This is a genomic window from Agrobacterium leguminum (assembly GCF_015704895.1).
Lineage (GTDB): Bacteria > Pseudomonadota > Alphaproteobacteria > Rhizobiales > Rhizobiaceae > Agrobacterium > Agrobacterium leguminum.
In genome coordinates this window covers 498371-511242 of sequence record NZ_JADQWB010000001.1, presented here as the reverse complement: position 1 = coordinate 511242, position 12872 = coordinate 498371, and the positions used below count along the sequence as shown (strand labels likewise).

Genomic DNA, 12872 nt, shown 5'->3' with positions numbered 1-12872 from the left:
GCCATGAGCGACAGACACGATATCCAGAACCATCTCCGGATTGCCGTCGGGCAGTTCAATCCCACGGTTGGCGACGTGGCGGGCAATCTCGCCAAGGCGCGAGAGGCAAGGGCCGATGCGGCGACGCAGGGCGCCGATCTTCTGCTCCTGACGGAGCTGTTCATATCCGGCTACCCGCCGGAAGACCTGGTGCTGAAACCGGCTTTCCTGAAAGCATGCCTGAAAGCCGTGGAAGAGCTGGCGGCGGAAACCGCCGATGGCGGACCGGGCATCGTCATCGGTTTTCCGCGACAGGGCGAGACGGGCCGGCACAATTCCGTGGCGCTTCTGGATGGCGGCAAGATCATCGCGCTGCGCGACAAGATCGACCTGCCGAATTACGGCGAGTTCGACGAGAAGCGGGTTTTCTCCGAAGGCTCGATTTCCGGTCCCTATAATTTCCGTGGGGTCAGGATCGGCATTCCGATCTGCGAGGAAATCTGGAACGATATGGGTGTCTGCGAGACACTCGCCGAAAGCGGGGCGGAAATCCTGCTGGTGCCGAACGGTTCGCCCTATTATCGCGGCAAGCTGGATGTGCGCCATCAGGTGGCGCTGCGGCAGGTTATCGAAAGCGGCCTGCCGCTCGTCTTCGCCAACCAGCTGGGCGGGCAGGACGAGCTGGTGTTCGACGGCGCGAGCTTCGGCTTCAATGCCGATAAGACGCTTGCCTTCCAGATGAGCCAGTTCGAAGCCACACTTGCCGTCACCGACTGGAAACGCACGGCAGACGGCTGGCATTGCGAAAGCGGACCTTTCTCGAAGATTCCCGAAGGCGAGGAGGCGGACTATCGCGCCTGCATGCTGGGCTTCCGCGATTACGTCAACAAGAATGGCTTCAAAAGCGTGGTTCTCGGCCTTTCCGGCGGCATCGATTCGGCCATCTGTGCCGCCCTTGCCGTCGATGCGCTGGGCGAGGAGCGGGTGCGCTGCATCATGCTGCCTTACCGTTATACTTCGGAAGAATCGCTGAAGGACGCGGCCGATTGCGCGAAAGCGCTGGGCTGCCGTTACGACATCGTGCCGATCGTCGAGCCGGTGGAGGGTTTCCTCTCGGCGCTCTCCGATCTCTTCGAGGGCACGGAAGAGGGCATTACCGAGGAAAACCTGCAGAGCCGCACGCGCGGCACCATCTTGATGGCCGTCTCGAACAAGTTCGGCTCCATGGTGGTGACGACGGGCAACAAGTCGGAAATGTCGGTGGGTTATGCCACGCTTTATGGCGACATGAATGGTGGTTTCAACCCCATCAAGGACCTCTACAAGATGCAGGTCTATGCCATTTCCAGCTGGCGCAACGCCCATGTGCCGCCGGGCGCGCTCGGCCCTTCCGGCGAGGTGATCCCGGCCAATATCCTTTCCAAGGCCCCGTCGGCCGAATTGCGCCCCAACCAGACCGACCAGGATTCGCTGCCGCCCTATCCGGTGCTGGACGATATTCTGGAATGCCTCGTCGAGAAGGAAATGTCGGTCGAGGAAATTCTGGCCCGTGGCCATGATGTGGCGACCGTGCACCGGGTGGAGCATCTGCTTTACCTCGCCGAATACAAGCGCCGGCAATCGGCGCCGGGCGTGAAGATCACCAAGAAGAACTTTGGGCGTGACCGGCGTTATCCGATCACTAACCGGTTCCGGGATCGGTGATTGAAGGAAGACGCTGGTAGCGGATGTTTTGCCCGACAATGCCGCGTGTTTCTTCTCCCCGCCGGGGAGAAGGTGGCCCGAAGGGTCGGATGAGGGGGCAACGCTGCCGTAACTCACTGCCCTTGCCCCCTCATCCCGCTGCCGCGGACTTCTCCCCGGCGGGGAGAAGAAACAAGGGGCATGCGCTCGTTCCACAACAAGCCTTCGTGTTTAAGCAAGCGGCGCGGAGAAAGCCCCGCGCCGCCCACTCATCTCAAATAACCTGCCCCACATCGATGCGGTTGCCATCCGGGTCTTCAAACACAAAGGCGCGCAGGCCGTAATCCTTGTCCTGCAGGCCCTTGATGATGCGCAAGCCCTGGCTCTTGCAGAGCGCGTGCAGCGCATCGACATCGCTCACCATCATATGCGCCACATTGAAGGGTGCTGCCTTGTGGGCGGGCTGCAATGTCAGGTGCAGCTCGGCATTGCCCTGTTTGAGGATCATGAAGCCGACAGGGTTGCCGTTTTCGAAGGTCTTTTCGAAACCCAGCACGCCAACGTAAAAATCATGGGCCTTTTCGATATTCCTGACAGGAAGCATTGCGGCAATCCGCCCGAAGCGGATGCCGTGATCGGCGATGGTATTCATCGCGGAACCTCGGATCTGGGAGAAACGGCAAGGGTCACGGACGGTGCCGGAGCGCTGGCGTTTTTTCCGGTTTGAATTTGCAGGACGGTGCCTGCCGCCCTAGGATCATAATCATGGCGATGGCGGATGCAAACGGAATGTCTGCATTGCCGGGCGCTTTGAACGAGACACGGACACGCCCGGGAGGCAGAATGCGCAGCTCCATCGAAATCTTCAACATCCGCACCCGGCAGATGCGGGTGGTGTGGCAGACGCCCGATCTCTTCGAAGCGCCGAACTGGTCGCCGGATGGAAAATATCTGCTGCTGAACAGCGAAGGGCTGCTTTACCGCCTGTCCCTTGCCGGTGATGCGTCGCCGGAGAAGGTCGATACCGGCTTTGCGACGCTCTGCAACAACGACCACGGCATATCGCCTGACGGTTCGCTCTACGCCATTTCCGACAAGGTGGAATTCGGCAAGAGCGCCATTTATCTTCTGCCATCGGCGGGCGGCGCGCCAAGGCTGATGACGAAGAACCTGCCTTCCTATTGGCACGGCTGGTCGCCGGATGGGAAAGGTTTTGCCTATTGCGGCATTCGCGATCAGGTCTTCGATATCTATTCGATGGATATAACAAGCGGCGTCGAGACGCGGCTGACCCATGGCGAGGGCCGCAATGACGGACCGGATTATTCGCCTGACGGTGAGTGGATCTATTTCAATTCCAGCCGCACCGGGCGAATGCAGATCTGGCGCGTGCGGGTGGATGGCTCCGCCGTCGAGCGCATCACCGACAGTTCCTATGGCGACTGGTTTCCGCACCCGTCTCCGAAGGGAGGCAAGGTGGTGTTCGTTTCCTATGACGGCGACGTTTTCGACCATCCGCGCGATCTCGATGTTCGGGTGCGGCTGATGGACATGGATGGCGGCAATGCCGAGACGCTGTTCGAACTTTTCGGCGGGCAGGGCACGATGAATTCGCCCAACTGGTCACCGGATGGGGACGAGTTCGCTTATGTCAGGTATTTCCCGGCGGAATGATGGGGGTGAGGCAGGCCACATTGCCGCACCGCCGGCAGGATGCTTGCATTCGCAAACTTTTTTGCCCATAGCTTGCCTGTCAGGTGCCTGCCCATGCGGCGGGAGAATCGGGAATCCGGTGAAAGACCGGAACGTGCCCAGCGCTGTGAGGCGGACGTTCTTTTTTTTAGCCACTGAAGCAATTCGGGAAGGCGAAAAGGGCGGATGAAGCCTAGTCAGAAGACCGGCCTGACGGGATAGACCGAACCGCGCGGACGGCGGCAGGTTGTTGTCGAGGCGGGGCGCGCATTTGCGCCCGGTCTTCGCATTGTTGGGGATAAACGATGCCAGCCGATTCGTCCGTAAGCAATCCGCCCGGCGCCAGTTCGTTCGATCACGCGCTCTCGCCCGCCCGCCCGTTTTCCTGTGAGGAACGCGAGGCGATTTACCGCGCCATCGAGACCCGTCGCGACGTGCGCGATCAGTTCCTGCCGGACCCGCTGCCGGACGATCTGGTGGAGCGTCTTTTGAAGGCGGCCCATTCCGCGCCCTCGGTCGGTTTCATGCAGCCGTGGAATTTTACCCTCGTCACCGATGGCGCGATCCGTCAGGCGGCCTTCGTGGCCTTCAGCCGCGCCAATGAGGAGGCGGCGGCGATGTTTACGGGCGAGCAGCAGGCGCTTTATCGCAGTCTCAAGCTTGAAGGCATCCGCAAGGCGCCGCTCAGCATCTGCGTCACCTGCGATCCGACGCGCGGCGGCAAGGTGGTGCTGGGCCGCACTCATAATCCGCGCACGGATGTCTATTCCACCGTCTGCGCCATCCAGAATCTCTGGCTCGCGGCGCGCGCCGAAGGCGTCGGCGTCGGCTGGGTCAGCATTTTCCACGATAGCGACATTCGCACCATTCTCGATATTCCCGACCATATCGAAATCGTCGCCTGGCTTTGCCTCGGCCGTGTCGATGCGCTCTATAACGAGCCGGAACTGGCGGTGAAGGGCTGGCGACAGCGCGTGCCGCTGGAGGAACTGGTGTTTCGTAACCGCTGGGGCGGGGTGTAGAAGCGGAGACCTGTGAATAAGGCGGGACGTCGTCGCATGTTTCTTCTCCCCGCCGGGAGAAGGTGGCCCGAAAGGTCGGATGAGGGGGCAAGCTCTCCGAATATCGCTGACGCCGCCCCCTCATCCCGCTGCCGCGGACTTCTCCCCTTTGGGGAGAAGAAGCAAGGGGCGCGCGCTCGCTCCGCGATGTATGTCACTGCTGCGGCTGTATACCCTTCAATGCCGGGTTCTTCAGGTCGATCCGGCCTGTCTGGTCGGGCAGGAATTTCGGGCCAATGACGCGGACGCGGCTGTCGTTCGGGTCATAGTCGCGTTCGGGAACGGGCTGTTCCGGTGGCTTGGCGGCCTGTTGCTGTTCGGCGGGTTTCTCAGCCTTGTCACCTTGCGGTGATGGAATGGTGGTGATGCCGGAATAGGGTTTTTCGGGCTGCGGCCGGGCGGCCTCTTCCTGCTTTTGCATTTCCTTGTGATAGGCGGCCATGTTGCAGGCGCAGCCCGGCGCTTTTGTGCTAGCGTTCCTGTAGGCGAAGGCGGTCGGCAGGTCCCTGTAGGGTTTGCCTGTTTCCGCCGAAACCATGTCGGCGGTTTCCTGATCCGTCATGGAGTGGAAATAAAGCTCCGTCTCGGTCCCCGGACACATTTTCTCGCACTGCTCCGCCTGGGCGCGGAAATCGAGCGGCGAGGCATTGGAGGCGATGGGGAAAAACGAGCCGTCGCAGGTGCGCACGCACAGTGTGCGAAGCCCGCCCTCGGCGGTGGCGTTGGGGTAGGGCGAAAGCCCCGCCTGTCCCGGCGCGTCGCCGTTCTGCGGGCCATTCTGCCGGAAAGCGTCGGGATAACGCGTCACATCCGGAGGCGGCGGCAATTGCGTTTCCGTTTGCGGCACGGTGTTGCAGCCATTCGCATCGAGGGCGGCGAGAATGCGCTGACGCCTGATGTCGCCGTCGTCGTTACGCGCGGCCGCCATGGCGTCGTCGCGGTCACGGATGATGGCGTTGCGCTCGTTTTCCGCTTCCGCCAGCGCGTCGCCGATTTCGGCGCAGATACCCGCATTGGGATTGCCGTAGACGATGACGCTGCCGGATGAGCAGCCATAGCCGCGCAGGTCGTTCCTGATCTTGCGGATGACGATATTCTGGCGGGCGAGCGCATTGGCGTAACGCCGCACCTCGGCCGTATTGCCGATGACGCGGGGCGGCTCGCGCAATTGCGCATAAAGCGTATCGCAGACCTGATCCGCAAAAGCGGCGGCCGGGGTGATGAAAACAAGGGGAAGCAGGAGGCCGATGATGCGGCTGCGGCGGGTCAATTGTTCGATCCGTTCGATGTCCCCGGCCGGTGGCAGGGGCGTTATACTTCACGAAATCCGTGTTTCGGGAAGATAACATAAGCTGTTGCCGCAAGGCGGCAACAGCCTGTTCAAAATTGCGTTAATAGGGCCTCTATCACACCGAAGGGTGCGATGCCTGCACAACGGCGAAGGCCGCCATGTTGACGACGCCGCGCGAGGTGACGCTGGGCGACAGGATATGGGCGGGCAGGGCCGTGCCGAGCAGGATCGGGCCGACATGCAGGCCTTCCGTCAGCGTGCGGGTGACGCCGAGCGTGATGTTGGCGGCATCGAGGTTCGGGAAGACCAGCAGGTTCGCCTCGCCGGTCAGCACGCTGTTCGGCATGGCGCGCTTGCGCAGTGCTTCGGACAGGGCCGAGCCGCCCTGCATTTCGCCATCCACTTCCAGTTCCGGTGCGGCTTCCTGCACGATCTTCAGGGCACGGCGCATCTTGCGGGCGCTTTCGGAATCGCGCGAGCCGAAATTGGAATGGCTGGCGAGGGCGATCTTCGGCGTGATGCCGAAGCGGCGGATTTCCTTGGCCGCGAGAATGGCCATTTCCGCCACTTCCTCGGAGGTCGGGTCGTAATTCACGAAAGTGTCGGTCAGGAACAGCGCGCCCTGCTGGGTGATGAGCAGGCTGAGGCCTGCGAAGGAACGCACGCCTTCCTGCTTGCCGATGATCTGGTTGACGTCGCGCAGGTGGCGGTCGTAACGGCCTTCGAGACCGCAGATCAGCGCATCCGCTTCGCCGCGCTTCACCGACAGCGCGCCGATGACGGTCGTGTTGGTGCGCACGATGGTACGCGCGGCTTCCGGGTTGATGCCGACGCGGCCGACAAGGGCGAAATAGTCATCGACATAGTCGCGGTAGCGCGGATCGTCTTCCGGGTTGACCACGGCGAAATCCGTATGCGGGCGGATGCGCAGGCCGAAGCGCTTCAGGCGCGTTTCGATGATCTGCGGGCGGCCGATGAGGATCGGGATGCCGGTGCCTTCTTCCAGAAGCACCTGGGCGGCGCGCAGCACGCGCTCGTCTTCGCCCTCGGCAAAGATGATGCGCTTCTTTTCGGCGGCCTTGGCGGCATTGAAGACCGGCTTCATGATGAAGCCGGAGCGCCAGACGAAACGGTTCAGCTGGTCGAGATAGGCTTCGAAATCGGTGATCGGCCGGGCGGCGACGCCGCTTGCGGCCGCGGCACGGGCAACCGCCGGAGCGATGCGCAGGATGAGGCGCGGATCGAAGGGCGAGGGGATGAGGTAGTTCGGGCCGAAGACCGGCGTTTCGCCGCTATAGGCCTTTGCGGCCACTTCGGAGACTTCCTCCCGCGCGAGTTCGGCGATGGCCTGCACGGCGGCCATCTTCATTTCCTCGTTGATCGTGGTTGCGCCGCAATCGAGCGCGCCGCGGAAGATATAAGGGAAGCAGAGAACGTTGTTGACCTGGTTCGGGAAATCCGAACGGCCGGTGCAGATCATCGCATCCGGACGGGCCGCGCGCGCCGCTTCCGGCATGATTTCCGGATTGGGGTTGGCAAGCGCGAGGATCAGCGGGTTTTCCGCCATGCGCTCCAGCAGTTCCGGCTTCAGCACGCCGGCGGCGGAAAGGCCGAGGAAGACATCCGCACCGTCGATGGTTTCGGCCAGGACGCGCTTGTCGGTCTTCTGGGCGTAAACTTCCTTCCACTCGTCCATCAGCGTATTGCGGCCGTCATAAACGAGGCCTTCAATGTCGTGGACCCAGATGTTTTCTTTCTTCGCGCCCATGGCGACGAGCAGGTTGAGGCAGGCAAGGGCCGCCGCGCCGGCGCCCGAGGCGACGATCTTGACGCTCGAGAGCGATTTTCCAGCGAGTTCCAGCGCGTTGGTGACGGCGGCGGCGACGATGATCGCGGTGCCGTGCTGGTCATCGTGGAAGACCGGGATATTCATCTTTTCGCGCAGCTGGCGTTCCACCTCGAAACATTCCGGCGCCTTGATGTCCTCAAGGTTGATGCCGCCGAAGGTCGGCTCCAGCGCTGCGATGGTGGAGACCATGTCGTTGATGCCGGGCGCATCGATTTCGATGTCGAAAACGTCAATGCCAGCGAATTTCTTGAAGAGGACGGCCTTGCCTTCCATCACGGGCTTGGAAGCGAGCGGGCCGATATTGCCGAGGCCGAGCACCGCCGTGCCGTTGGAAATGACGGCGACGAGATTTGCGCGGGCGGTATATTCTGCGGCCGTTTCCGGATTTTCATGGATGGCGAGGCAGGGGGCGGCAACACCCGGCGAATAGGCCAGCGCCAGATCGCGCTGGTTGCCGAGCGGCTTGGTGGCCTGGATTTCCAGCTTGCCGGGACGCGGATAGCGGTGGAAAAAGAGCGCCTGTTCCTCGATGTCGGCCTTTGCCGTGTTGGCGGGCGTGTTGTTCTTATCGTGAGAGGTCATTCTTCCACCGTCATGTCTGGTTCAATTCCGGACCCCTGAATACAACAAACTTCCCCGTGGTACAGCCGTTATTTGACCGCACCTTATGCAAATGCGGCCATGGCTTATTCGCGTTTTCGTGAAGGCTTTCGTCATATTCCCTATAAAAACCGGCGTCTGTCATGTTGCTGAAACACGAGTCTGGTTCTGAGAGGTAAGAAAGCCGCAGGGACGCAACCGAACAGGGGGATGAAATCCGTGGCCGGTCAAATCGAAACCAGACAGTTCAGAACGCTTTTCATTTCGGATGTTCATCTTGGCTCCAAGGCGGCCAAGACGGATTATCTGCTCGACTTCCTGAAACATCACGAGGCCGAGACGATCATTCTCGTCGGCGACATCGTCGACGGCTGGCGCCTGCGCCGCAGCTGGTACTGGCCGCAGGGCTGCAACGACGTGGTGCAGAAGCTTCTGCGCAAGGCCCGCAAGGGAACGCGCATCGTCTACATTCCCGGCAATCACGATGAATTCCTGCGGGAATTTCCCGGCATGCATTTCGGCGGCATCGAAGTGGCCGAGCGCATGATCCATGAGGCCGCCGACGGCAAGAAGTACCTCATCATCCATGGCGATGAGTTCGACGTGGTGGTGCGCAATGCCCGCCTGCTCGCCTATCTCGGCGACTGGGCCTATGACGCGGCGATTGCGCTCAACATCGCCATCGCCGCCGTGCGCCGCCGCATCGGCCTGCCTTACTGGTCGTTTTCGGCCTGGGCCAAGCTGCAGGTCAAGCACGCGGTCAACTTCATCGGCGAATTCCAGCGCGTGGTGGCCGAAGAGGCGCGCCGCAACAATGTCGAGGGCGTCATCTGTGGCCACATTCACCATGCTGTCATGGAAGACATGGACGGCATCCGCTACATCAATACCGGCGACTGGGTGGAAAGCTGCACGGCGATTGCCGAAAACGCCGATGGCAGCTTCGAGCTGATCACCTGGATGCAGACGAGCGACGTTACCGCCGAGCAGGCATCGGACGAGATGGAGCCGGTGGATATTCCGGGACTGATCGGGAAGCACGCGGCCTGAATTGGGGCGTTTGACGTGCGCTGACGATAGGCTCGTATGGAATGCCGCATTCGATGAGTGGCAATATCCGCACACCGTCATCCCGGCCTTGAGCCGGGATCCAGCGCGATCAAGTCTTTGATCGCGTAAGACTCCTCTCACCGCGCAGACGCGCGGTGGCTGGATGCCGGATCAAGTCCGGCATGACGGAGGAAAGGTTCTGCTTCCCTGTGACTCTTTGAGTAAGGCATGAGGAGGATGCTGCCTTGGCGCGCGGTGCCTGGGCGAGACTTCCGCAATTCTGGCGGGGCCGGATAGCCATGCCTTCCTCATAGACGAGCCCTTCCGTCATTTAAGGCGAGCGGGTACGTCTTTCGTCTTCTCCCCGCCGGGGAGAAGGTCGCGGCAGCGGGATGAGGGGGCAAGCTCTCGGTTTATCGTTGACCTCACCCCCTCATCCGACCCTTCGGGCCACCTTCTCCCCGGCGGGGAGAAGAAACAAGGGGCGACGTTGTGGATCACCTTGTCTCACTGCTTCCAATACTAGCGACTTACCCCCACAGTTCCGGCCGCGCCGGATAAACCAGTGAACCCTCATAAACCAGACCAGGCTCACGATCCTCGGCCAGCAGCAGCGGTCCGTCGAGATCGGCAAAGGCTGTACCCTGCGCCGCCAGCACGGCGGGGGCCATGCCGAGGGAGGTGCCGAGCATGCAGCCGACCATGATGGTGAAGCCGAGCCTTTCGGCCTCGGCCTTCATGACGAGCGCTTCGGTCAGGCCGCCGGTCTTGTCGAGCTTGATGTTGATCGCATCGTAACGGTCGCGCAGGGCGGCGAGGTCCTTGGTGGAATGCACGCTTTCATCGGCGCAGATCAGCACCGGATGGTCGATGCGGGAGAGGATGTCATCCTTGCCGGCGGGTAGCGGCTGCTCGATCAGCGATATCTTCAGCTCTGCCGCAAGCCTCAGATAATATTCGATATTATAATCGTTCCAGCCCTCATTGGCGTCGATGATGATGCGCGCTTCGGGTGCAGCGGCGCGCACGGCCCTTAGACGCGCTTCGTCATCCGCCGTGCCGGTCTTGATCTTCAGCAGCGGGCGGCCTGCGTTTTCCGCCGTTTTCGCGGCCATGGTCTCGGGGTCGGCAAGCGAGATGGTGTAGGCGGTGACGAGCGGCTTTGCCGCCTGCCCAAGGATGCGCTCGGCAACGGTTTTGCCGGTGATCTTGGCTTCGAGGTCCCACAGCGCGCAATCGACCGCATTGCGGGCGGCGCCGGGTTGCATCGCCTGCTGTAGTTCCTGCCGTGTCACGCCGCCGGCGATCTGTTCCGCCATCGCTTCGATATCGGCGATGACGCCTTCAATACTTTCGCCATAACGCGGATAGGGCACACATTCGCCGATGCCGGTAAAGGAACCATCGCGGATGGTGCACGTTACGACATCCGCGTGGGTGCGGGTGCCGCGTGAAATGGTGAAGCTGCCGGCGACGGGAAAACGTTCTGTTGTGGCTTGAAGGTAACGGGGCATGTTTTTTCACTTCCGATTGGGCGGCAAAAGACACATGACGCCAAATTTATCACGAATTGTCGGCCGTCACTGTGGCTTGCCGGAGGCCAAAACGTTATGAAACCTTTAAGAATCTCGTGACGGCTGCACTCGCTCGGAGCATTATGCAAGAACAGGACACACGGCAACAGGCGAACCCGGCCGCAATCACCGAAGACGGTTCCGTCTCCGGCGGCGGCTTGCGTTTTGTCATGAGCGGTTCCTGGCGCAACAGCAATCTCGCCGGTGTTTTCCCCAGTCTTGAAAAGATCGAAAAGAGCAAATCCGCCGGTCCGGTGGAAATCGATCTTTCTTCCGTCGAGGCCATCGATACGACGGGTGCATGGATCATCCAGCGTCTGCGCAAGGACCTCGAGGCAAATGGCGCCACCGTCACCGTGACGGGCAATGACCGTATCGAAGAGGTCATCGGCCAGTTGCCCGAAAAGGTGGAGATGGAGGGCGAAGCCGCTGCGAAGGCGGGGCTCGCCGAACGTATTTTTGCGCCCATCGGCAAGGCCGTCATTCAGAACGGCGCGGATTTCCTGGCGGGCATGTATATTCTCGGCTCGGCCGTGCGCGGCGCGCAGATGAAGCTCGGACGCGGGCGTGGCGTATCGCCGGCGGCGATCGTCAACCAGATCGACCATATGGGCGTGCGCGCCGTGCCGATCATCATGCTGATGTCGTTCCTGATCGGTGCGATCATCGCGCAGCAGGGCGCGTTCCAGCTCAGATATTTCGGTGCGGAAGTCTTCGTTGTCGATCTCGTCGGCATTCTGCAGTTGCGCGAAATCGGTGTGCTTCTGACCGCAATCATGATCGCCGGCCGTTCCGGCAGTGCGATCACGGCGGAAATCGGCTCGATGAAGATGCGCGAGGAAATCGACGCGCTGAAGGTGATCGGCCTCAACCCCGTGGGCGTTCTGGTGTTTCCGCGGCTGGTGGCGCTCACCATCGCGTTGCCGCTTTTGACCATTCTTGCCAATTTCGCAGCGCTTTTCGGTGCGGCCATCGTGGCGCTGCTTTATTCAGGCATCACGTTTGAGGTGTTCCTGTCGCGTCTGCATGGCGCGGTCGAGGAATCGACCATTGCCGCCGGCATGATCAAGGCGCCGTTCATGGCGCTCATCATCGGCATCGTCGCGGCGGTGGAGGGCATGAAAGTGGGCGGTTCGGCCGAATCGCTCGGCCAGCACGTCACCTCCTCGGTGGTGAAGTCGATCTTCGTCGTTATTCTGGTGGATGGTCTTTTCGCCATCTTCTACGCAGCCATCGATTTTTAGGGAGGGCGCGTTGGAGAAACTGGACCAGAAACCGCAGGAGACCAGAACCGGGAAAGACGGGCGCGAGGTGGTGCTTTCCGTCGAGGGCGTGACCGTCGGCTTCAATGGCCGTAACGTGCTCGAAAATCTCGACCTCGATGTCTATCGCGGTGAAATCCTCGGCTTTATCGGCCCCTCCGGTGCCGGCAAATCCGTGTTGATGCGTGCGATCTTGCGGCTCCTGCCGCGGCAGGCGGGTGCGATCCGCATTCTTGGCACCGATTACGACAAGGCGAGCGAAGACGACCGCATGATGCTCGACCAGCGGCTTGGCGTGCTGTTCCAGCAGGGGGCGCTGTTTTCCGGCCTGACGGTGAAGGAGAACATCCAGCTGCCGATGCGCGAATATCTCGACCTGCCGAAAAAGCTGATGGATGAGCTTGCCTATCTGAAGATCGAGATGGTGGGGCTGAAGCCCGATGCGGGCGACAAGTACCCTTCCGAGCTTTCCGGCGGCATGATCAAGCGCGCAGCCCTTGCCCGGGCGCTGTCGCTCGATCCCGACCTCGTCTTCCTCGATGAGCCGACGTCGGGCCTCGATCCCATCGGGGCGGCGGAATTTGATATGCTGATCGCGCGCTTGCGCGATTCGCTCGGCCTGACCGTCTATATGGTGACGCACGATCTCGACAGCCTCTTCTCCGTCTGTGACCGCATTGCAGTGCTGGGCCAGAAGAAAGTGCTGGTGGAAGGGACATTGCAGGACATGTTCGCCTGCGACGACCCGTGGGTGCAGTCCTATTTCCGCGGCAAACGGGCGCGCTCTGTCGTTCTTCCGGACGGCAGACACGAAAATCCGGTGGAGTAACA

The 12872-nt window shown here is 61.4% G+C and carries 10 protein-coding genes and 1 riboswitch; of the genes, 6 read left to right on the top strand and 4 right to left on the bottom strand.

What is annotated here, in order from left to right; all coding sequences use genetic code 11:
- The first annotated feature begins 3 nt into the window (after positions 1-3).
- The gene (locus I3J13_RS02550) at positions 4-1683 is read left to right on the top strand and encodes an NAD+ synthase (RefSeq protein WP_196377927.1); all 1680 of its coding nucleotides are present in this window, start codon (positions 4-6) and stop codon (positions 1681-1683) included.
- Between the two features lie 253 nt (positions 1684-1936).
- Here I3J13_RS02550 and I3J13_RS02545 read toward each other — a convergent pair whose 3' ends face one another.
- On the bottom strand, positions 1937-2314 hold the full coding sequence (locus tag I3J13_RS02545) for a bleomycin resistance protein (protein ID WP_196377926.1): 378 nt from the start codon (positions 2312-2314) through the stop codon (positions 1937-1939).
- Between the two features lie 191 nt (positions 2315-2505).
- Here I3J13_RS02545 and I3J13_RS02540 point away from each other — a divergent pair, with 191 nt between their 5' ends.
- A complete protein-coding gene (locus tag I3J13_RS02540; RefSeq protein WP_196377925.1) occupies positions 2506-3336 on the top strand; it encodes a TolB family protein in 831 nt (276 codons plus the stop codon).
- 64 nt (positions 3337-3400) lie between these two features.
- Positions 3401-3582: riboswitch (cobalamin riboswitch) on the top strand.
- Between the two features lie 77 nt (positions 3583-3659).
- A complete protein-coding gene (bluB, locus tag I3J13_RS02535) occupies positions 3660-4376 on the top strand; it encodes a 5,6-dimethylbenzimidazole synthase (protein WP_196377924.1) in 717 nt (238 codons plus the stop codon).
- A 193-nt stretch (positions 4377-4569) separates the two neighbouring features.
- Here the strand turns inward: bluB and I3J13_RS02530 are convergent, their stop codons facing one another.
- Positions 4570-5685, bottom strand: a complete 1116-nt coding sequence (locus tag I3J13_RS02530) for a DUF2865 domain-containing protein (RefSeq protein WP_196377922.1) — start codon at positions 5683-5685, stop codon at positions 4570-4572.
- 136 nt (positions 5686-5821) lie between these two features.
- The gene (locus I3J13_RS02525; protein ID WP_020809546.1) at positions 5822-8137 is read right to left on the bottom strand and encodes an NADP-dependent malic enzyme; all 2316 of its coding nucleotides are present in this window, start codon (positions 8135-8137) and stop codon (positions 5822-5824) included.
- A gap of 228 nt (positions 8138-8365) precedes the next feature.
- Here I3J13_RS02525 and I3J13_RS02520 point away from each other — a divergent pair, with 228 nt between their 5' ends.
- Entirely contained in the window at positions 8366-9205 is an 840-nt protein-coding gene (locus tag I3J13_RS02520) for a UDP-2,3-diacylglucosamine diphosphatase (RefSeq protein WP_196377921.1), read from the top strand.
- A gap of 530 nt (positions 9206-9735) precedes the next feature.
- Here the strand turns inward: I3J13_RS02520 and dgcA are convergent.
- Complete coding sequence (gene dgcA, locus I3J13_RS02515) at positions 9736-10719, bottom strand: N-acetyl-D-Glu racemase DgcA (RefSeq protein ID WP_196377920.1); 984 nt, start codon at positions 10717-10719, stop codon at positions 9736-9738.
- A gap of 143 nt (positions 10720-10862) precedes the next feature.
- Here dgcA and I3J13_RS02510 point away from each other — a divergent pair, with 143 nt between their 5' ends.
- Together I3J13_RS02510 and I3J13_RS02505 are read left to right on the top strand one after the other, a co-directional pair.
- The gene (locus I3J13_RS02510; RefSeq protein ID WP_196377919.1) at positions 10863-12023 is read left to right on the top strand and encodes an ABC transporter permease; all 1161 of its coding nucleotides are present in this window, start codon (positions 10863-10865) and stop codon (positions 12021-12023) included.
- A gap of 10 nt (positions 12024-12033) precedes the next feature.
- The gene (locus I3J13_RS02505; protein WP_035223193.1) at positions 12034-12870 is read left to right on the top strand and encodes an ABC transporter ATP-binding protein; all 837 of its coding nucleotides are present in this window, start codon (positions 12034-12036) and stop codon (positions 12868-12870) included.
- Positions 12871-12872 lie beyond the last annotated feature (2 nt).